At 50.2% G+C, this 20,871-nt stretch carries 18 protein-coding genes; 11 read left to right on the top strand and 7 right to left on the bottom strand.

The window, feature by feature from the left end:
- Positions 1-12: 12 nt before the first annotated feature.
- On the bottom strand, positions 13-1,380 hold the full coding sequence (locus tag FT643_RS19710) for an MBL fold metallo-hydrolase (RefSeq protein WP_156873128.1): 1,368 nt from the start codon (positions 1,378-1,380) through the stop codon (positions 13-15).
- Positions 1,381-1,683: 303 nt separating this feature from the next.
- Between FT643_RS19710 and FT643_RS19705 the strand changes: the two genes are divergently transcribed.
- Positions 1,684-2,586: an SDR family oxidoreductase gene (locus FT643_RS19705; RefSeq protein WP_156873127.1), complete on the top strand. Its 903-nt coding sequence runs from the start codon at positions 1,684-1,686 to the stop codon at positions 2,584-2,586.
- 109 nt (positions 2,587-2,695) lie between these two features.
- Here FT643_RS19705 and FT643_RS19700 read toward each other — a convergent pair whose 3' ends face one another.
- Complete coding sequence (locus FT643_RS19700) at positions 2,696-3,160, bottom strand: pyridoxamine 5'-phosphate oxidase family protein (RefSeq protein ID WP_156873126.1); 465 nt, start codon at positions 3,158-3,160, stop codon at positions 2,696-2,698.
- Between the two features lie 422 nt (positions 3,161-3,582).
- Here FT643_RS19700 and FT643_RS19695 point away from each other — a divergent pair, with 422 nt between their 5' ends.
- The gene (locus FT643_RS19695) at positions 3,583-4,833 is read left to right on the top strand and encodes a saccharopine dehydrogenase family protein (protein ID WP_156873125.1); all 1,251 of its coding nucleotides are present in this window, start codon (positions 3,583-3,585) and stop codon (positions 4,831-4,833) included.
- Positions 4,834-5,036: 203 nt separating this feature from the next.
- Here FT643_RS19695 and FT643_RS19690 read toward each other — a convergent pair whose 3' ends face one another.
- From FT643_RS19690 to FT643_RS19680, 3 genes are all read right to left on the bottom strand, one after another.
- Positions 5,037-5,468 carry a type 2 periplasmic-binding domain-containing protein gene (locus FT643_RS19690; RefSeq protein ID WP_156873124.1) on the bottom strand — a complete coding sequence of 144 codons (432 nt, stop codon included), beginning with the start codon at positions 5,466-5,468 and terminating at the stop codon, positions 5,037-5,039.
- A gap of 13 nt (positions 5,469-5,481) precedes the next feature.
- Positions 5,482-6,552, bottom strand: a complete 1,071-nt coding sequence (locus tag FT643_RS19685) for a hypothetical protein (protein ID WP_156873123.1) — start codon at positions 6,550-6,552, stop codon at positions 5,482-5,484.
- A 657-nt stretch (positions 6,553-7,209) separates the two neighbouring features.
- Positions 7,210-8,247 (bottom strand): AraC family transcriptional regulator, encoded by a 1,038-nt coding sequence (locus tag FT643_RS19680; protein WP_317622084.1) that lies wholly within the window; start codon positions 8,245-8,247, stop codon positions 7,210-7,212.
- A 156-nt stretch (positions 8,248-8,403) separates the two neighbouring features.
- Here FT643_RS19680 and FT643_RS19675 point away from each other — a divergent pair, with 156 nt between their 5' ends.
- From FT643_RS19675 to FT643_RS23560, 4 genes are all read left to right on the top strand, one after another.
- Complete coding sequence (locus FT643_RS19675; RefSeq protein WP_156873121.1) at positions 8,404-8,724, top strand: 2Fe-2S iron-sulfur cluster-binding protein; 321 nt, start codon at positions 8,404-8,406, stop codon at positions 8,722-8,724.
- Positions 8,725-8,742: 18 nt separating this feature from the next.
- The gene (locus tag FT643_RS19670; protein ID WP_156873120.1) at positions 8,743-10,155 is read left to right on the top strand and encodes a cytochrome P450; all 1,413 of its coding nucleotides are present in this window, start codon (positions 8,743-8,745) and stop codon (positions 10,153-10,155) included.
- Positions 10,156-11,266: 1,111 nt separating this feature from the next.
- A complete protein-coding gene (locus FT643_RS23565) occupies positions 11,267-11,569 on the top strand; it encodes a hypothetical protein (protein WP_232340358.1) in 303 nt (100 codons plus the stop codon).
- 44 nt (positions 11,570-11,613) lie between these two features.
- On the top strand, positions 11,614-12,003 hold the full coding sequence (locus FT643_RS23560) for a site-specific integrase (RefSeq protein WP_232340357.1): 390 nt from the start codon (positions 11,614-11,616) through the stop codon (positions 12,001-12,003).
- Between the two features lie 69 nt (positions 12,004-12,072).
- Here the strand turns inward: FT643_RS23560 and FT643_RS19660 are convergent, their stop codons facing one another.
- Both FT643_RS19660 and FT643_RS19655 read right to left on the bottom strand, forming a co-directional pair.
- Positions 12,073-12,642, bottom strand: a complete 570-nt coding sequence (locus tag FT643_RS19660; protein WP_156873119.1) for a PIN domain-containing protein — start codon at positions 12,640-12,642, stop codon at positions 12,073-12,075.
- Positions 12,643-13,128 (bottom strand): excisionase family DNA-binding protein, encoded by a 486-nt coding sequence (locus tag FT643_RS19655; protein WP_198043727.1) that lies wholly within the window; start codon positions 13,126-13,128, stop codon positions 12,643-12,645.
- Between the two features lie 155 nt (positions 13,129-13,283).
- Between FT643_RS19655 and FT643_RS19650 the strand changes: the two genes are divergently transcribed.
- The 5 genes from FT643_RS19650 (at position 13,284) to FT643_RS19630 (ending at position 20,653) form a co-directional block, all read left to right on the top strand.
- A complete protein-coding gene (locus tag FT643_RS19650) occupies positions 13,284-13,736 on the top strand; it encodes a DUF4158 domain-containing protein (RefSeq protein ID WP_156873118.1) in 453 nt (150 codons plus the stop codon).
- Positions 13,737-13,745: 9 nt separating this feature from the next.
- Positions 13,746-15,341, top strand: a complete 1,596-nt coding sequence (locus FT643_RS19645; protein ID WP_156873117.1) for a Tn3 family transposase — start codon at positions 13,746-13,748, stop codon at positions 15,339-15,341.
- A 367-nt stretch (positions 15,342-15,708) separates the two neighbouring features.
- Positions 15,709-16,305 carry a TetR/AcrR family transcriptional regulator gene (locus FT643_RS19640; protein ID WP_156873116.1) on the top strand — a complete coding sequence of 199 codons (597 nt, stop codon included), beginning with the start codon at positions 15,709-15,711 and terminating at the stop codon, positions 16,303-16,305.
- Between the two features lie 23 nt (positions 16,306-16,328).
- Entirely contained in the window at positions 16,329-17,387 is a 1,059-nt protein-coding gene (locus FT643_RS19635) for an efflux RND transporter periplasmic adaptor subunit (RefSeq protein ID WP_156873165.1), read from the top strand.
- A 2-nt stretch (positions 17,388-17,389) separates the two neighbouring features.
- Positions 17,390-20,653, top strand: a complete 3,264-nt coding sequence (locus tag FT643_RS19630; RefSeq protein ID WP_156873115.1) for an efflux RND transporter permease subunit — start codon at positions 17,390-17,392, stop codon at positions 20,651-20,653.
- The last annotated feature ends 218 nt before the right edge of the window (positions 20,654-20,871 follow it).

The following is a 20,871-nucleotide window of genomic DNA, read 5'->3' as shown; positions in this document are numbered from 1 at the left end:
ATGCGTTTTTAGTTACTGAATCGTGGCTAAATTCAACTGATTCCATGCAGACATTCCACCCAACAGGTTGCGGACATCTTTATAACCTCCGCGGCGAAGAATACTGACGCCAAGCCCAGCCCTGTGTCCCACGCCACAGGTCACTATCACTGGACGACTTTTATCAAAATCAAGCTCATCCAGTTTATGGAGTAAATGGCCGACGAAAATATTTTCAGATCCGGGAATATGCCCCTTGATGAATTCGTCTTTCTCGCGGACATCCAGAATCTGGAATGATAGCGGATCATCCTTTAGTTCCTGTGCTGAGATAGTGCCGCTAGTCGATATTGGCGCTCCAGATTTTCGCCAATTTCCGAATCCGCCGGCCAATGCACCTTTCACATTGTCGATCCCGATTCGGGAAAGATAAGTGACGGCGGTATCGATATCGCTCTCGCGGTCGGTAATCAAATAAATCTCAGAATTTTTATCCGCCACCCACCCACCGAAAACGGGTAACCCGCCTAGCCATATACTATAACTATCGCTAACGTGGCCACCCGCGTAAGCTTCCGGTTCTCTCGTATCGTAGACAAGTGTTTCCTTATTTTTTTCTCGAATAGTATCAACATCGACTATTTGAATTGTACCTGTGCTGTTTACCGGTGCTATTCCACCTTCCAGATTCACTTTTTCCATATGCCGAAAGAAGGGAGGTCGGGACAATTGTTCACTTCCTTTTTTGTTGGCGAACTCTTGCCGGCTTAGTGTGAACACATCGTTTTCTTTTTTTTCAACACCAAGGGTTGAAGAAGGGCGCGAAGCCATCCCACTACCGCAGACGGAACCTGGACCGTGGGCCGGGAGTATTAAAGCCGTATCCCCCAACCCCGATAATTTAGAATGAACTGAATCATAAAGAATGGCTGCATTTTCAACGGATTTATTTCGGTCGGTTAGATCTGTTCGTCCTGTTGTTCCGAAAAATAAGGTGTCGCCTGTGAAAACTCCCCAGGCGGGCTTATTACCTTCAGATTCGTATATTGCATAACACATGCTTTCTGGAGTGTGCCCCGGCGTATGCAATGCACGTAGTTTTAAAGAACCCAGTGTGACGTGCTCGCCATCTTCTAGACGGAGATCCCCGTGGCCGAAGAGCTCATGGGTGCCATTAACAATTTGTGCTCCTGTTTGTTGAGCTAGAAAGGTAGAACCCATGACGAAATCTTCCTGGCGGTGGGTCTCAAATATGTATCGGATTTGCACTCCCCGCTCTCTTGCTGCTTTTAGGTATTCTTGCGTGTCGCGTCTCGGGTCAATCAGAGCGGCATTATGGCCATCTGAAAGTAGATAAGCGAAGTGCGCTATTTCTGGCGTCTTAAAAGATAGTAGTTCCATAACCCATTATCCTTCTTTGGTTTTCTTGTTTGCGTTGCTGGTAAAAGCGAACCATGTCGGTTCGTCATGTGGCGCTCGGTGATAGCTATGGCGATACAAGTAATGTGCCAACAAATTCCGGACTCCTGATCCGATGCTTTTTTGCTTTCTGAAACTTAAGGATTCTTCTCTCCCAAGGAATTAATTTATTCATCACGCGTGCGAATTGGTATGGAGATTGAAAGCGGTCAGCTGTTATCGTGATTCCACGGTAACAATGAAACTATTTACGATATTAATTGATACAATTTACAGGACGTAATCATGGACAGAAAAAATCAACACTTTATGCAGGACCCCCGATCTCAGTATGATTTATCTGAGACAAAATACGATTCATCACAACCCGATCCAGGGCTTGATACGCTGTTACAACCTAAAGCGGATCACGGAGAGAGATCGTATAAAGGGTCGGGCAGGTTAACTGGACGTAAAGCCTTAATTACAGGCGGAGACTCTGGAATTGGAAGGGCAGTGGCAATTGCCTTTGCCCGAGAGGGAGCGGATTTGGTTTTGACTTATCTGGAGAGTGAGGAAACCGACGGCAAAGAAACCGAGCAATATTTAGCAGATAGCGGAGTGAAGGTATGCTCAATTGTTGGCGATATTTCTAATGAAGAATTTTGCAAAGAGCTGGTCCATTTTGCTGTAGATAGACTTGGATCTATCGATATCCTCGTTAACAATGCAGCTCAACAATACTACGTAGAAAAATTGGCTGATTTAACCTCAGAGCAATTTCAAAAAACCTACGCTACCAACGTATTTTCAATGTTTTGGATTACTAAGGCTGCTGTGCCTCACATGCCAAAAGGGTCGAGTATCATTAATACGACGTCTATCCAATCCTACCAGCCCTCCGCCGGTTTGCTTGATTACGCGTCCAGCAAAAGCGCGATTACCGGTTTTACCAAAAGCCTCGCAAAAATGCTAATTAACGAGGGAATACGGGTAAACGCTGTCGCCCCCGGCCCTATTTGGACACCATTGCAGCAAAGTGGGGGACAGCGCCCTGAAAAGATAGAAAATTTTGGTCAGGGTGTTCCTATGGGTCGTCCCGGGCAGCCAGCGGAACTCGCACCTATGTACGTCTATCTTGCTTCTCAGGAATCGAGTTACGTTACTGCAGAAGTGATGGGGGTTACTGGGGGAGGTCACCTACCCTAATAAATGGAAACTAAATGAGTAGCCGCATCAGTAAAGTCTGTCTTTGCTGTTGCGGCTCCAGGATAATTTCGCTAGGGTGCCTTTTTCTATTCAATGGGCATATGGAAATTTACAAGGCGATTTTCTCATGCTTACCCATTTCTTCGGGCTGCACGTCGTTATTTGTGAACAATTTAAACATGCCCTTAATACCGGGATGGACGGTCCAAACCTCGGCATCCTTTAATTCAAAACGCATTACGCAAAGGCTCGGGTCATCGCGGCCAAGTTCATACCAGGAGTCGACGGGATTTGACCAGAACTTATCGACTATTTGTGGGTTATCTTCCGTTTTCAAAGTGCCTGATATACAGGCGAATACTTTATGATTTTTGCTAGAGAACTGAGCCATCGCGGGCCCGCCTTGCGCTATCCGGTTGGTCTTGGTCGTGAAAATCCAGAATTCGCTATCTGCGTTTTTATCCAGTTGCACGGTCATTGGCTCGCTATGTTCGTCGTTCGCGTTGAGGCCAATCATGATGAAGGGACTATCATCCAAAGCTTCCCAAAGTTCCTTTCTTGTAGACTTACTCATATCAAACCTCCGATTGTTTAGATTTACTTCCAGTTTGTTGTTCTCGTTTATTTAGTCGCAATTTTGGGGCCAATTCTATGGCGCTGCTAATGGCACTATATTGATTACGTATTTACCTGAGACCACGTCCTACTATCTGAAATATTTTCAAAAATTTGAAAAAACTATAAAGAGTGAGGCGCAAATTGTTTCTATTTTGATCGCAGTTTGACGATCGCAGAAAGTAAGGGTTATACGAATCGCATCGGCCTATTCTGTTCGGTTTTCGGTTCTGCCTTGAGTAGAGATGGCAGCGTTGAATTTTCAGATTTCGATAATGAATCCAGATCGCTCTACGATGAACTCAGATTGGCTCAGATTTCGCAGAGCGAAGATAGTATGCAAATTCACTTTTCGTATTAATCTATGGATAGGCACCGAGTATGGAGAACAAAACGTTTGATATCGTAGTGTTTGGAGCGACCAGTTTTGTCGGTCAAATTCTCACGAGCTACCTGGTACAGTACTTTTCGAATAACCGGGAATCCCTGCATTGGGCTATAGCCGGCAGGTCTTTGGAAAAGCTAAAAAATTTGAGGGAAAGCCTGGGGGAAGAGGGCAGGACTCTACCCATTCTAGTCGCTGATGCAAGCAATGAAGCCGAATTAACCACGTTGTGTAAGCAGACTCGCGTCGTGATATCTACGGTGGGCCCTTACGCATTGCATGGTGAAACAGTCATAAAGAGTTGTGTTGAAAGTGGCACAGATTATTGCGATTTGAGTGGTGAGACACATTGGATCAAGCAGATGCTGGAAAAATATCAAGCCGAGGCGCAAAAATCCGGATCCAGGATTGTTAATTGTTGTGGCTTCGATTCTATTCCGTCGGATATGGGGGTCTACTATTTACAACAACAAGCCCTTCAGAAATCAGGCGTGCCAGTCGCCCATATTAAAATGCGGGTTAAATCTCTTAAAGGCGGGATGTCGGGTGGCACAGTGGCGAGCTTAATCGACGTGTTTAAAAGGGCGTCGAAAGATGAAAATATACAACGCGAGCTAAACGATCCTTATTCACTGTGCCCGAAAAACCACGGGTTCACTGTTCGCCAACATAGAGTTAAAAACGCTGAGTTTGACGAGGATTTTAATAGCTGGATCGCTCCTTTTGTAATGGCGTCGATTAATGAAAGTGTGGTTCACCGCAGCAATGCTCTGTCGGACAACGGCTATGGGAAAGGCTTTTCGTATAATGAAGCCATGTTGACGGGGCAGGGCATAAACGGTCGAGTAAGGGCCATCGCGGTTGTTGCCGGTATAGGCGGGCTATTTGTTAGCGCGGCGATAAAGCCGCTGCGGGGGTTGATGAAACGAGTTTGGTTACCAAAATCGGGTGAAGGCCCGAGCCGCAAAGAGCGGAAAGAAGGGCGCTTCGATTTACGTTTCTGGGGGCAATCGGAAACGGGAGAAGTAATTAAAATTAAAGTAACCGGAGATCGGGACCCTGGTTATGGGACCACGAGCAAAATGCTGGGACAGGCGGCGATCAGTCTCGCAGTGGATCATGTTGAAGACAATATCAAGGTTGGACGCAAAGGTGGATTTTGGACGCCTGCCACCGTGTTTGACCAACGCTTTATCGATCGACTAAGAGAGTATGCGTTATTACGTTTTGAACGGATTGCCGATTAGATGCGTATCGCACAGCGCGATTAGTCCGGTTTTAGAGACGTATGATATATCCGATATTCCTCATTATCGGCTTTTTCAAAAAACAACTATTATTCAAATATTACAGTAACTTATAGCTGAAGATGGGAATCTAGGACCGCTTCTGTAGGTATACCTTAAATTCATATTCCAAAGGTGAGCTATAAAAGTTTGAATGGAAATTTCTATTCAAGCTTTCGGATAACTTTTACCGTATCATCAATTTCTGATGCATCAATATACCCAATGAATACTGGATTCTCCGATACCAGCTTCTTTACGTCAGCGCTCCCGTTGACAGTTTTGGGTGGTTGACCTTTACCCGTAAAAATCCGCTGAGACCAATATGCTCTCAACTGTCCTTCATTCTTTTCAAGAATTTTCTCATTAAATTTATCCCGGGCTGACGTACCCGGTTGCTGTTCAATAGGTACAGCCGAGCTACCGTCCGGAAATTTCGTTTTCTTCCCTAAGAATATGGCACCAAGCCACTTATCATTGAGCTCTGATACAGAATTACTTGGGTTTACAATCACGACTACATCGGCAAAGGAATGGGAAGAAAGAAATGATATAATACAAGCTACTAAAGTAGCCGTTATATTGAATCTAATCATATTAATCCCCTCTCTAAAATACTAAGTCAATTGCTGCGGCGACTACTTCAATTTTGGTTTCTTGCGGAGGAAGGCACATCCCGCTCATAGGATCACATGGAGTTGCTTCAGTTGTAGATTCTGAGTACTCCAATTTAAACGCTGTACCGGGCAAATAGTCCCAGCGTATCCCTATTGTGTGAGTTTCCGTTTCTGCGAGAAAGAAAGCGGCTCTATCTTGCTCAGAATAGGTATAATGGGGTGTAAAATTGCCCATAGTGTATCCCACCGAAGCATACCCAAATTTATCCTCTAAGCCGGTGTCATTATCCTCAAGATTTCCGTATTCACTTCTAAACTTGAAATTTTCATAGTCTGCGATCACGGCATATGCCGAATAAATTAATTTAGTATCTACGCCCAATCCTTCAATTGCTGAATCCATCGTGTTATACACAGCACGTAACTTTATCCAATCGTAAGCTAGCATAAAGTTAATACCTATCATGTCAGTCAGCTCACCGGGTGATCCCAGGAACTCGATTTGCTCCTCCCCCGTCCAAATCTGTGTGGATAATTCAAAGTCACCTAGATAGCGAAAATCGTTCAGAGAAACACCCGTCGTTGTTGAATATGGTGCAACGTACATGTCTGTCGGGGCTCTTAACCAATAGTAGGCATAGGATGTATCTAAAAAGTCGGAATAATAGAACAGTGGTGCGCGGAATCGTCCAAAGTTGATCTTTGTATTGTCAGTTACAGCAAGCGTGGCATATGCCCATTCAAACGAAGTATCAAAGCTTTTCTCATTTGACCCTTTTGCTACCGCTTGTACCGTTGCTGAAACCGATTCGTTTACTTGGGCGAAAGCCTGTATGGCCATTGTACTTTCCGGCAAGAAGCGCAATGTATTATCGTATGCACCGCCGGTGACGTTATCAACAACATACTCTGCATCATCGCTTCCCAATGTTTGTCCGGCAGCAACCGACGCAAAACCGCTCCATATAATATCAGCAGCATAGGATAATCCCGGTGTCATGAAGCAACTAGCCAACATTAACCTGCTGATTACTTGCGCAATAGTAAATTTCGTTCTAGCCATCTATATATCTCCATTTTTTGATAAGAAATAGCTTACTCTAATTCAGACAATGTCTCTTAGACTGCTAGTGCTGCCACGCCAGATTGAACCCTGTCGGTGCTTTATGCCATTACATCTACAGCATCTTTCTAAGCTGTATTCAGGTTGTTAATTGTGTTGTGGATTTCCTCCGTAGAATATTGTGTTTTTGATGCAAAATAACGAACCTCCTATGCCACGACGGCAAACCCACGGCCTTGCTCTCCTGCCCTAGCTGTCTCATTTGGCAGTATGTAGCACTAGTCTGGTTAGCGTTTATTTTGCTCGCTACTGGACTCTGTATCGACAACCAACTTGCCAAAATTACGTTGACTGGTGTCGCGAAACTCTAGCAGATTCATTGATGCATTTAGTTTACTTGTCATCAGTTTGGAACCGGATGCTAACGCAGTGAATTCAATGGAAAACAAATAATGAAGCCAGCAGTGGCTACATTAGTAATCTAATAGATTCTAGTTTGAATCGATAAGCGTCTGAACCAATTCACTTTTCCACACCTTCATGCTTCTATTGCTTAGAGTGTAGACCAATTTTTGGTTGGTTGTAGGAACAATATGAGTGAATGCGCGAGACAACATATATAGCAAGAACTCGTAGGCCATCCCATGTGCTCTACCATCAGTGTCTTGACCGTGGTGCGGTGTCCGAGGAATTGCCGTGTTGCCTGTACTGAGTGGGCGACCGACCAAACCAGCGCTTGAAGGCGCGCCTAAAACTCGCGTTGTCGTGATAATTCAAGAGAGAAGCGATAGCTTCGACGGATAATTGACTTCCACTCAAATAGTCGGCTGCTTGTCGTGACAGAATCTCGTCGCGAATCTGTCGAAAACTGCAGTCTTCTTTTTTGAGTTTGCGCGCCAGAGTGCGTTTGCTCATAAATAGGGCGGCCGCTGCCTCTTCTTCACTAAGCGTTCCGGGTGGTCGGGATAGCATCATCTTCTTGAGTCGGGTCTGGTAGCTTGGCTTCTGGGTCTGAAGTTCCGCAAGCATGGACTCACACTGCTGCAATGCTAGACGATAGTTTTCATTATTGGCAGAGGCGTTGGGTTCCCGGCACAGCATCATTGGCAATCTGAGCATAAGGTGATCGCAACCAAAGCGAATCCGCCCGGACATGCACTTTGAATAGATCTCCTGGTACTGAGGAGGCGGGTAGGCAAAGCCGATTTCAGCTTCGTGCAGGGGGCGGCCCACAATGAATTCGCCGAACGCAAGCAGCGTCATAATGATCGTCTCTGCCACGCAGCGCTGGAGATCGTCGTCCAGCTGCATCAGGAAAACCAGTCTGCATTCCAGGTGGTCTTCAATCTGCTGCAAATGCAGCTGAATAACGCTGACGCGCGTAGGCAAGAAGGTGTGTATCGCCTGGAGCGCACTGAGCAAGTCTGGGCTGCTGGAGGCGGCGAACCCCATCGCACCGTGAGTAGCTGGCGTCAGGCGCTTGCCCACCCGTAAACCGAATTCTGGCTGGCCGGACAGCGCCAATGCGTTGCGCAGAATCTGTATCTGCTGGCCTGGCGTAAGAAGGCTGTCCTCACTCAGGAACTGCTTGATGGGGAGGCCGGTGCCATGCAGTAATCTGGGCAATTGGTTGAAGGTCAGATCTAGCTCGCGGGCAATAAGTCGTGAATAGTTTGACGGAATACCAGTTTCCACAGTTTCTAAACCATCCTGTTGAGTCCACGTAATATGCGCTTCCAGGGAACGTGTTTAAGTGTCTTTAAATGTCCCCGTCATGTCAACAAATGTCCTCGTTGAGGTGGCGGTAAAATGTCAGCCTAAAGCCTAGACATTAACCGAGGAATAGAATTAATGGGTAAGCTTACCTTTATCGAACATAATAACACCAAACATGTCGTGGAATTGGAGGCAGGAGATACATTGATGCAAATCGCCGTTAATAATGCAGTTCCGGGTATTGACGGGGATTGCGGTGGGGAGTGTGCTTGCGGTACTTGCCACATGATCGTTGCGGAGGAGTGGTTTGACGAGACCGGTGCGATGGCCGATGCCGAAGAACAAATGCTATCCATGACTCCGGAGAGGGCGAAAACCTCACGCTTGGGTTGCCAGGTCAAGGCCAAAGAGGCCATGGATGGTATGACCGTTCACTTGCCAGAATTTCAGATGTAATCTCGGAGCGTACGAACTATGTCAACAGAAATAATTACAATTGATAACATTCAGAAAAAAGTGATCAACACCACGTCTAAAGTGGTGCCGATGTACTCGCAAATCAAGGCTCTAAAGGTGCTGATGAAGACCAAGAAGAAGATCATCGGCACAAAGCGCCCCCAGATCAACTTCGTCGAAAAACCTTTGCCTGACGTCAAAACACTGGCGCTCGAAGACATCGACACCAGTAACCCTTTTCTCTATAGGCAAGGCCAATGGGGTGCTTACTTCGCCCGGCTGCGTGACGAGGCGCCGGTTCACTATCAGAAGAACAGTCCCTTCGGGCCATTTTGGTCGGTGACACGCTATGAAGACATTCTGTTCGTGGACAAGAGTCATGAGCTTTTTTCCTCGGAGCCGCAAATCATCCTGGGTGATCCCCCGGAGGGGCTGGCGGTAGAAATGTTCATCGCCATGGATCCGCCCAAGCATGACGTGCAACGTCGGGCGGTTCAGGGCGTTGTGGCGCCAAAGAACCTGAAGGAAATGGAAGAGCTGATTCGCAGTCGTACTAGAGAGGTGCTCAGTAGCCTGCCCTTGGATAAACCCTTCAACTGGGTGCCAGCAGTATCAAAGGAACTCACAGGGCGTATGCTGGCTACACTGCTGGATTTCCCTTATGAAGAACGCCATAAATTAGTCGACTGGTCTGATCGGATGTCTGGCGCATCATCGGCAACTGGTGGCGAGTTTACCAGTGAAGATGTGTTTTTTGATGACGCTGCAGATATGGCTCGAGCTTTCTCCGACCTTTGGCGCGACAAGGAGGCACGTCGCAAGGCAGGCGAGGCACCCGGTTTCGACTTGATCAGCATGCTGCAGAGCAACGAAGACACCAAAGATTTGATTAATCGTCCGTTGGAGTTTATTGGTAATCTGGCGTTGCTTATCGTGGGCGGCAATGACACCACGCGTAACTCCATGAGCGGCGGGGTGTTGGCTTTGAACCAGTTCCCCGAGGAATTCGCAAAATTGAAAGCAAATCCGGATCTGATTTCGAACATGGTTTCGGAAATCATCCGTTGGCAAACCCCGCTGGCGTATATGCGCCGGGTCGCCACGCAGGACGTGGAGCTGTGCGGGCAGACCATCAAAAAGGGTGATCGCGTATTGATGTGGTACGCCTCGGGCAATCGGGATGAGCGGAAATTTGAAGCCCCAGATCAGTTTATTATTGATCGTAAGGACGCCCGAAATCATATGGCATTTGGCTACGGCGTCCACCGCTGCATGGGCAACCGTCTGGCCGAACTACAATTGCGCATTTTATGGGAGGAGCTGCTGAAACGATTCGACAATATTGAAGTTGTTGGCGAGCCGGAACGTGTGCAGTCCAACTTCGTGCGGGGCTATTCCAAGTTGATGGTCAAACTGACCCCTAAACGTTGAGACAGCATGTAACCAGTATGTCGTCCGAACAATTCGACTATGTTGTGGTCGGTGCGGGTTCGGCCGGTTGCGCTGTTGCCAATCGGCTCTCCGAGAGCGGCCGCCATGGCTCACTGGGCTGCGGGGTCTGCTGCACTGCAGTTGCATTTCGCGCCAGTGCTGTACGCTGATCACGGGCGGGATCTGAAGACTGCGATGAGCGGTTATGGTTACGCGGTGATGATCTACGGGCTAAGAATCTCATTTAATCCAGATTGGACGGGGGGACCACGAAGTAGCTCTCCGAATGGCGACAGTTGGTAGTATCGGCATGCTTCGAAACGGATTCGGGGTGGAATCAACGAGAGCCAATTTTCTTTTTTATGACAGGTGATTCGGATAGTTTTCATTTTCATTCGAAAAGTCGAATCACTATGGGCGTGACGATGCCCAGAAGGCCCTTTATTGATTCTATTGCCGCGCTTTCCGGCGTGTTTCCGGAAGATATCAAACTGAATCACCGGAGTTTTCATTTAGATAAAACCGAAAGTGATGTATTAAAGTTACGTCTTAGGGCAATCATCGATGAAACCTGCAAGCACCCTGGAAAACACCCGCCGGCCGAAATCGATTTACCACGATCCCAATGAACCCTAAAAGAAAGCCACCAAAGCCCAACATCGATAACCTGGATCATATTGGGCAACCGTTCAAACAAACGGGTTCTCGTCATCTTGTTATCTCGAAACCCAGATACCAGGCGCAGATCTGGATCTAGAATACGCCTTGAAATTTCTCTTCAGCTATAACGCAATTCAACAACGTACAATAGCTATCGGCGTGAAATCGAAAGGTTATTGCAGTGGAGCTGGCGGATCAACGAAAGCTCGGTCATGATGTTAAAGCGGGAGCATATCGAAGAGTTTATCCGGTTTTGCTTTAACCCGCCGAAAGCGTGGATTGATACCAAAAACGTTTCTCGCTTTAAATCGAAAGACGGCTTGCGTGTTAGTAATTCCGATTGGCATCCATATGTTGTCGCCATTTCAAAATCAGATATCAAAACAGGAAAACTATCGGATACGAAAGACTTCTGTCCATCGCAATCATCCATGAAAACTATGAATACTTAATGCAAGAGGGCTTGGTTGAGTCTAATCCTGTGGCCCTTATTAAGCAAAAGAACAAATTCATCGGGAAAGATCAAACCAAATCTATGGTGCGACGCATCAGCAATTTGCAATGGGATTATGTGTTAGAAGTCGCTGAAGTGCTAGCAGACGAAGATCCGGAACAATATGAACGCACCTTATTTGTGATGAACTGCCTGTTTGCGATGTACTTAAGAATTTCAGAATTGGTAGCAGATGAACGTTCAAGCCCTGTAATGGGTGATTTCAGAAAAGACCATGATGGTACTGGTGGTTACATGTAACCGGTAAAGGGAACAAAACCAGGACGATTACGGTATGTAATGCCATGTTGCGTGCCTTAAAACATTATCGTAAATACCTTGGACTTTCTACCTATCCAACCCTTAATGAACAAACACCGTTGGTTGCGAAGCTGAAAGGTAAAGGCCCGGTCACGAGTACACGTCAAATACGCCGGTTAGTGCAAGATTGCTTCGATGCCGCCTATGAGAAAATGAAAGCGGATGGGCTGGAAGAAGACGCGGCTGATCTGCGTTCGGCAACTGTTCACTGGCTACGCCACACGGGCATTTCAGAGGACGTGAAGTTTCGCCCGAGAGAGCATGTAAGAGATGATGCTGGCCATGCCAGCATCGCTACCACAGATCGATATATTGATTCCGATTTGCGCGAAAGACATGCTTCAGGGCGAGAAAAACGACTGAGAGATATTTAACGATATCATAGGGTTAGAGGCCAAAGTGTGGCAAAAACCTCCCTATATTGTTGGTGACCCTTAGTTTGGTTAAATCAAATGATGGTATTCAGATAGGTACGCAACGGTCTTACTGAGCCCCTGCCGTTGCAGGTTTTCAAGGTATTCTTCGACCGTGTACAGTGGATTCCGGTAATGAGTTCTGTCTTCCTCGAAACAGGTCAGCACCAGCGGCGGTTGTAAGTCGATCAGATCCAGGATGAAGTCATCAGGATGCTGGGCAACAACGTTGTAAGGCATCAGGCTTTCAGCCGGAAAATCTTTCAGATTGGCTGTCACGATGATCTCTGCGTTGGCGCGTAAAGCAGCTGCCAGCACATGGCGATCATCTGGGTCCGGTAATATCAGACCGTCGATTGTAGGTTCGTAACCGGTGACTAGCGAATCCGGAATGGCGTCGATCATCATATCCCGTAGCCCTTCCAGTTTCTCCTGGCTCAGATCCGGACGCTTAAGCAGTAGATTCCGAATCCATTCCTCGTGAATATCCAACGTCCAACGGGCACGAAATAGATCAGTTTGCGCCAGGAACATGAGCACGCTGCGCAGCGGTGCCGGGTACAACACATTGGCATCGTAAATGACCGTGAAGGTTGCCATCTATTCCATTAAATCCATTTCTTGAGACAGTTGCGCCAGCCGCGCCATGGTCTTTTTGCTCTCGGCCTTTTGCTGGGCTTTGTATTCCATCAGATCCTTGAAATAGATTTTTCGGCGATTGCCCGCCATGTGGAATGGCAGCTTGCCAGTATCCAGAACCTGACTGATCAGATACGGGCGGGAGATGTTCAGAAAAGCCGCCGCTTGCTGGGTAGTCAGTTCCGCATGGATCGGGATGATGGAAATTGCATTGCCCAACGCCATCTGATTCAAAATATCCGCCAGCATATGGATGGCCTTGATCGGTACTGTGATTTCCTGGTTGTCATCAATCAGCCGCAGCGTGGTCTGGTCGCCTTGGCCTGTGCAGGCTGCCAGAATGCGTCCACTGGCCGCTGCAAGTTCGGCTTCCTGTTCGCTGGGCATGTCGTAAAAATGGTTCTGTTGTGTCGCCATGGCGGACACCTCGTGTCGCTGTGTACTCATCAGGTAATTATACCCTTTAGGTACATATTCGCAATATTCGAATACAGGCGAAATATTAGAAACAAAACGACACAGGAACACCTGGCAATGTAACGCCTTATAAATCAGCCACTTGGTAAACTCGCCAACTTTCGGGCCAACTGGAGAGCAGGAAGATGGCGACGACCAACAAGGGCAAACGACGGCAACTGCTGACGGACGTGCAGTATGACGCGCTGTATGGAGTGCCTGTTTTCGGACCCGAGGAACAGGATCATTACTTTAACCTTAATGACCTGGAGCAGGAGGTGTTTGACAGTTTTCGCGTCCCCGGCATCCAGGTCTATTTTGTCCTGCTGTTGGGGTATACCCGCCACAGCAATGTGATCCGGGATATTGAATGGGAAACCTGTAAGGTCGATATCGCCTACATCTTGCAACGGCATTTTCAGGGTAAAAAGGTTCGCAGGATTGCCCTGACCCCCAACCGAAAAAAGCGGCTTTATGACCGTGTGCTGGACTTGTTGAGGTTAAGTCCTTTTACGGACAAGGTGGAATCCAAGCTGCAGAAAGAAGCCATCCAGATTGCCGCCCGCCAGGCCGATCAGCTGGCGATTTTTGATGAATAGATCGATTACTTGCAGCACCTGAATGCGGTGATTCCACCACTGTACAAGTTTCAGAAACTGATTTCCCACGCTGCAGACGTGGAAGCCGATCGACTCACCAAGCTGCTGCAACGTCATCTTTCCCCTATGCTCAACACCAAGCTGCACCAATTGCTGGCCGCTACGGGACCACAGTCACTGGCTAGTCTCAAGAAGCTGCCCAGAGATTTCAGCAAATCCGAGATCGGTCGCGAGATCAAACTGTTCGATTGGGTGCGGGATATCGCTGCTGACACCCACTCCGTGATGGAGAAGTTGAATCTGTCGCAAGGGAATGTGGCCTACTACGGCTCCATGGTGGAGTACTACAGCATCACCCAATTGCGAGCAAAGAATTTTGAGACCGTTGCACTGTATCTGGTCTGCTATCTTCAATCCCGTCTCAGCCAGATTCAGGATACGCTGGTGGCGGCGTTTATTTTTCAGGTACGCAAACTGGCTGCCGAGGGCAAAGCGGCGAGCCGGGACAAAGTGTTTGAAGCTCTGGCTTCCATTGAGGAGAAAGTGAAACAAGCCGGTCCTGTGCTGAGACTGTTTGTGGATGAGAAGATCGCCGGTGACACGCCGTTCCAGAAAGTTCGCAAACGTGCTTATCAGCTGCTGGGTGAGCAGGATATTCCGGTGGTCAGCGACGAACAATGGCTGGATAAAGACCGGCTGATTCGGGAGTCCCGCTGGTCCGCGCTACAGATATCTGTGGAGTTACTGGTGCAGCAAAAACTGGACGCGCTCCACGATAAACTGGCACTGGTATCTGACCGCCTCAATACCGGCGCCAATGAGTCAGTGGTATTGAAAACCAAAAATGGCCAGATCCGCTGGGTCATCAAATACACCCACAAAAAAGAAGAAGTGAACAATCCTTTCTTTGCCCGTATGTCTCAGACGCATATCGCGGATCTGCTGAACTACGTGAATCACCAGACCGGCTTTTTTCAACAGTTCCGCCATATCCGGCCAAGGGGCAAGGTGGAGGACAGCGACTTTGCCGCCCTGGTGGCCTGCATCATTGCCAATGCCACCCGATTCGGTCACTACAAGATGGCCGAGATCTGTAATATCAAACTAGATAAACTGAACTCCATTCAGGCCAACCTGTTGCGGATGGAAACCCTGGCTGAAGCCAATGATGTGATCAGCAACGCCATCGCTCAGTTACCCATTTTTCAGCATTATGCGATTCAGCCGGACAAGATCCACGGCAGTTTCGACGGTCAGAAATTCGAAAGTCGCCGCAATACCATTCGCACCCGCTTTTCCACCAAATACATCAAGACCGGCCCCGGTTTGTCTGGTGTGACGCTGAACGTCCATCACGTGCCCGTCAATGCCGGGGTGATTGGCTTAAATGAACACGAATCCCACTACGTGTTCGATATGCTGCACAACAATACGTCGGACCTGCAGCCGGATGTTCTGTCCACGGATACCCATGGCGTGAACCGTTTTAATTTTGCCTTACTGGATTTGGCAGGCTGGACCTTCGCTCCCCGGTATGCCCGCTTTGATAATGTCGTGGATGATCTATTTGAAGAAGTGGTTGCTCTAAATGAGATCATTATTTAACCTTGAAGTCAGTGTGGCTTAACAATAATTACCTAAAATAAATTTTTATATTCAATTAGTTATATCGTTCTTAGCTGAATGGCGCAGGAATCCCGGAAACCCCTCTTATTTGATTTCCAGTGCCGGGTGTTAGCCCAAAGATTCTTCTATACGCAAGATACAAGTCCTGTTGCATTAACTTGCCACTGAAACGAAACGTTAGGCAACTTTTCGATTAATGGGTATCCATATATTTCGCATTAAAACAGTAGGTTACGTTGGAATCGGCTGACTCCCGAGCCTTTTGTCGCCAGCCTTCAAATTATGCACTTGAAATCTATTAAACGTTCGTTAAGTATATAGCCAAGATTTGTTATGGGAGCCGGGTATGGCCAAAGAAAGCGCCGACGTAACTCGACAGCGCATTTTGCACCAGTGCTTGCCGCTATTCGCAGCTGCAGGTTTCGATGGGGTGTCTATGCGCCAGGTGGCGACAGCAACGGGATTGACCACCGCGGCGCTGTACTACCACTTCCCAGACAAAGAGCAGTTGTTCCTGGCGGTGGTGGAAGATTGTTTTTCTCAGCGGGTGACGCCGTTGATGCCAGGGCCGAAGTCCCCTGGAGATGATCCCTGGGCTCACCTGGAAGCATTCGTATCTGCGTTCGTTTCGCTGTTGGTGCGTGTTCCCAGTTTTCAACGCCTGATGCAGTGGGTGGCGCTGGATCGAGACGAAACCCGTGCCCGCCAGATGACTGAGCGTGTGTTTGAGCCCTTCTTTCTTGGCGTTGCCGATCTTTTGCCCGTGACGTTGGGCGAAGAGGAGCGACATGCGTTGACAGTGTCGGTGATGGGCCTGATGGTATTCCCGTTTGAAACGCAGGTGGCGCGACAGTGGCTACCCGGTTACAAGCCCCCATCCCAAGTATCAACTCAACTGGTACAGCACATTCTGAAACTGTTAAAAGCGGGCGTGACGGGATGAAGGGGATAGCAACGAGCCTGTTGATGGCATGCGGGATAGTGCTGCTGGGGTGTCAGGGGGAGTCCGGCAATCCTGTGGCAGTTCCGGAACCACACATTTACCAAAGTGACCTGTTACCGCTGGATCAGGCAGCACCCCGTCAGTTCATCAGTACCGGTTCCGTCGTGTCCGATCAGCGTATCGAAATCTCGTCCCGCCTGAGCGGCTATGTGCGCCAGCTCAAAGTAAAAGAAGGTGACAAGGTGCAGGCAGGCGCTTTGTTGGCGCAGATGGATGCGGCCGATGTGGAAGGCGCCATTCGGCAGGCGCAGGCGGCAGTAAGCGCGGCGCTGGCCGCACAGAAAGATGCGCAGACCGATTTGCAACGTTTTCAAAAACTGTATCAGCAGAACAGCATTTCCGAGAGCGACCTGCGGAAGGCGCAACTACGGCTGGATTCCACTACCGAGGCACACAATCAGGCGCAGGCCGAACTGGGCACTGCCGTTGCCCAGCGCGACTACTCCAGTATTCGCAGTCCCTTTGCTGCCAGCGTGGTGGCTCTCAATGTGCGGGCCGGAGACATGCTGGTGCCGGGAGAACCGATTCTCACCCTGGAATCCAATTCAGCCCTGATCTTTGAAACCTTTATACCGGAGCAGCGGGTTGGCCTGATCGACATCGGCATGCCGGTGCAGTTGCAACTGGATGCGTTGAGCCATCCGTTGACCGGTGCCGTGATCCGGATTGTGCGCTCCGGCGACCCGGTGACCCGCAGTTATCCCGTGAAGATATCCGTGCCGGAAAACGCGGACCTGATGCCCGGCATGTTTGGGCGGGCGCTGTTTGAATTGGGGCAGACGGACAACATTTTGTTGCCGCGTAGCGCCGTGGTGGAGCGGGGTGGTTTGAAAGGCGTGTTCGTAGTGGACAAGGATGATCTGGCGCATTTTCGCTGGCTGCGGCTGGGGCGTGAGTGGCCAGCACAGGTGGAAGTGATTGCTGGCCTGCAGCAGGACGAACAGGTAGTGGCATCCCCTGCGGCCAGCCTGAAAGAAGGGGATCGGATTCAGCCTAAGGATAACGGGCAGGGCAGGGAGTAAGTATGGCAAACCGCTCCTCACCGCCCTTCAGCCTAGCCGCCCTGCTGGCGGATATGTTCGTGACCTCCAAGCTGGCACCACTCATGATACTGGCCTGCCTGCTCCTGGGGATGCTGGCCTTGAGCAAAACTCCGCGGGAGGATAACCCGCAAATTGTCATTCCCGGTGCATCGGTACAGGTGACATTGCCGGGTGCCTCCTCCGAAGAAGTCGAGCAGTTAGTGGTGCGTCCGGTGGAAAGTGCAATCCGGCTTATTTCCGGCGTGGACGACTTCTACTCCACCGCGAGCAATTCAGTGGCCCGGTTCACTGTACAGTTTGAAGTGGGAGAGGATCAGGAGGAATCGCTGGTAAAACTCCACGATCGCCTGGCAGAGGTGAGACCCTTGCTGCCGGCAGACGCCGGTGCCCCGATCATTCGTAGTATGAATGTGGACGATGTGCCCATTGTCACCGTGACGTTGGCCTCTCAAAAATACGACGACTACGCTCTCAAACGGGTGGCCGATCGCCTCACCGATGGCTTGCGAACCATGCAGGATGTTTCGGCGGTGTATGTAAAAGGGGGGCGGGATCGTCAGATCCGGGTGGAGCTCAATCCAGATCGGATGCAGGCGTTTGGTATTACCCTGGATCAGGTGCGGCAAGTCTTGGCCGCATCCAATGTATCGGTGACATTGGGCGATGTCGTGCAGGCCGGTGAGCGGCAGCAGGTGTTTCTGGAGGGCTATCTTGCAACGGCTCAAGAGCTGGAAACCCTCGTGGTGGATCAGGTGCAGGGCAGAACCCTGTACCTGGGCAACATTGCCGAGATCGTCGATGGTCCAGAACAGGAACGCCAGAATCTGAGTCGATTTGGTTTCGGCCCGGCGGATGCCCGCTTTGGCCGCTATGTGGATGGCGATGTGCCGGCGGTGACGCTGGCGGTCGCCAAACAGCGGGGCACCAACGCCGTGTTAGTCGCGCGGGATGTGTTGGCGCGGGTGGAATCCATGCGGCAGCAATTCGTGCCGGCGGACATCGATCTGGTGGTAACCCGCAATGATGGCCAGATCGCCGATGATACCGCCAATGAACTGATTCACCACCTGGGTATCGCCGTGTTGGTGGTGTTCCTGGTGACACTGGTATTTCTAGGCCGCAAAGAAGCGTTGATCGTGGGGCTCAGCGTTCCGCTGGTGCTGGCACTGACGTTGGGAGCACTCTACCTCGCCGGCATGACCATCAATCGGGTGTCGCTGTTTGCCCTGATACTGTCCCTGGGTTTGCTGGTGGACGATGCCATTGTGGTGATCGAAAACGTGCACCGCAAATACGCCGGTCTTGGTAAGGCAGACAAGCGCGCTGCCACGGTGGAAGCGGCACGGGAAATTGGTAATCCAACTAACCTGGCGACCCTGGCCGTTATAGCCGTGTTCGGTTCACTGCTAACAGTGGGCGGTATGATTGGCGAGTACTTTTACCCGGTGGCGTTCGCGGTGCCGGTGGCCATGGCCGCGTCGCTGGTGATCGCCTACACGGTGGTGCCCTGGGCCGCCTGGCACTGGTTACCTTCCCATGCGAGTCACGACGACTCAGACGAACCGGGTCATCATCGTGGCTTGGGTGGGTTTTACCATCGTCTGTTGTCCTGGTTGCTGGCTCGGCGCGCACGGCGTGTGGTGGCAATGTTCTTGGTGGTGCTGAGTATCCTGCTGGCGTTGCTGCAACCGGCCTGGCAGTTCCTGCGCCCGTCCGGGATCGAAGGGCCGCAGGCCTGGTTTGGAGTGGAAACCACCGTCATGCCTCTCAATGACAAAAACAGTTTTCTGATCACGCTGGACATGCCGGAGTCGACGCCGTTGGAGACCACTGACCAGTTGATGCGTGAGCTGGCAGAAGAGCTTCGTCGCTATCCGGAGGTTGCCGATTACCAGCTCTGGATCGGTCAGTCCGGTGTCGCGGATTTCAGCGGCCTGTTTCGTGGCACCGCCGAACGCGCGGGCAGTTACATAGGCGAAGTGCGGGTCAACTTGCGTCACAAGGATCACCGCGAGCTCACCTCGATGGCCATCGTACGGGATCTGCGACCCCGTTTGCAGGCGCGGGCGACGGCGTTTCCCGGTGCCACTGTGCAGGTATTGGAAGATCCCCCTGGGCCGCCGGTGCGGGCCAACTTGTTGGCGGAAATCTATGGCCCCGACGCAGATACGCTACGCTGGCTCTCGACCTGGGTCAAAGCGGTTTTTGCCGAAACCTGGGATGTGGCAGAAGTGAATGATTCCGAACCGGAAGACGTTGCCCGCAAACGTCTGGTTGTGGACCGGGAAAAGGCAGCCCTGTCCGGGTTAACCACTGCAGATGTGGCAATGGCACTGCGGCGCCTTATCGAAGGTGAATATATGGGGCGCGTGCAAGCGCATGGGGAAAAAAATCCGGTGCCGCTGCAACTGCTGATCCCCCGGCGCCATCAACTGGATATGAGCAACTTTTCCCGCGCTTACGTCAGCAATCCGGCAGGTGCAAAAGTGCCCCTATCTGAGTTGGTAAAGGTTGAGTCTGACGTGGTGGATCGGCCCATTCACCATAAAAACGGCGCGCGCGTCACCTATGTCACTGGCGAAATGACGCGCACCGCCCCGGTCTATGCTGTGCTGGTAATGAACAACAAACTGGACGGCCTCGCTTTGCCGGATGGCAGCCAATTGCTCACCGGCAACCTGACGATTATGCCTCAGGAGCCCAATCCCCTGGACGGCTATACATTGCTGTGGGATGGCGCCCAGCGGCAGATGCTGGACACCTATCGGGACATGCTGGGCGCTTTGGCGATTGCCATTGTGTTCATTTTTCTGTGTTTGGTGGCGTACTACCAGAGTTTCAGCCTGCCCATCGTGGCGCTCGCGGCGGTGCCGCTGGGTATCGCAGGAATATTTCCCGGCCACTGGCTGCTGCAATCGCAATTTTCCGCTACGTCCATGGTGGGCGTCATCGCACTGGCGGGGGTTGTGGTGCGTAATTCCCTGCTGATCATCGATTTTGTACAGGAACACCTGCGTCAGGGCATGCCACTGGCGCAGGCCATTCTGGAAGCAGGGACCTTGCGGTTGCGGCCCATCCTGCTGACCGCTTTGTCCATTGTGCTGGGCAGCGCCATCATGCTGAAGGACCCCATGTTCAGTGGGCTTGCCATCTCACTTATTTTTGGCACCCTTGCCGCGACGGTGCTGACCTTGATAGTCGTGCCGCTGCTGCTCCATACGTTGCTTCGCAGGAAATCAAAATGACTCCATTTCTGCCGCCGGATTTAACCTACACTCTCGCCTGGTGCGTGATAACCTGCAAAGTGTGCTGGTATGTTCGTGCCGCGTTTTTATCGTTCTGGTAAGTGGTTTTTCTTGGTACTCATATTAGGCTAAGTACCCAGATTTGATTTTTTACGTCTAAACCGCGTGAAGCGGGAGACAATGTTTACTTCAGATCTGGCTCGGGTAAAGCAGCTATA

The sequence above is a fragment of the Ketobacter sp. MCCC 1A13808 genome (assembly GCF_009746715.1).
Lineage (GTDB): Bacteria > Pseudomonadota > Gammaproteobacteria > Pseudomonadales > Ketobacteraceae > Ketobacter.
The sequence above is the reverse complement of the archived record's forward strand: the minus strand, read 5'-3'. Positions and strand labels throughout refer to the sequence as shown.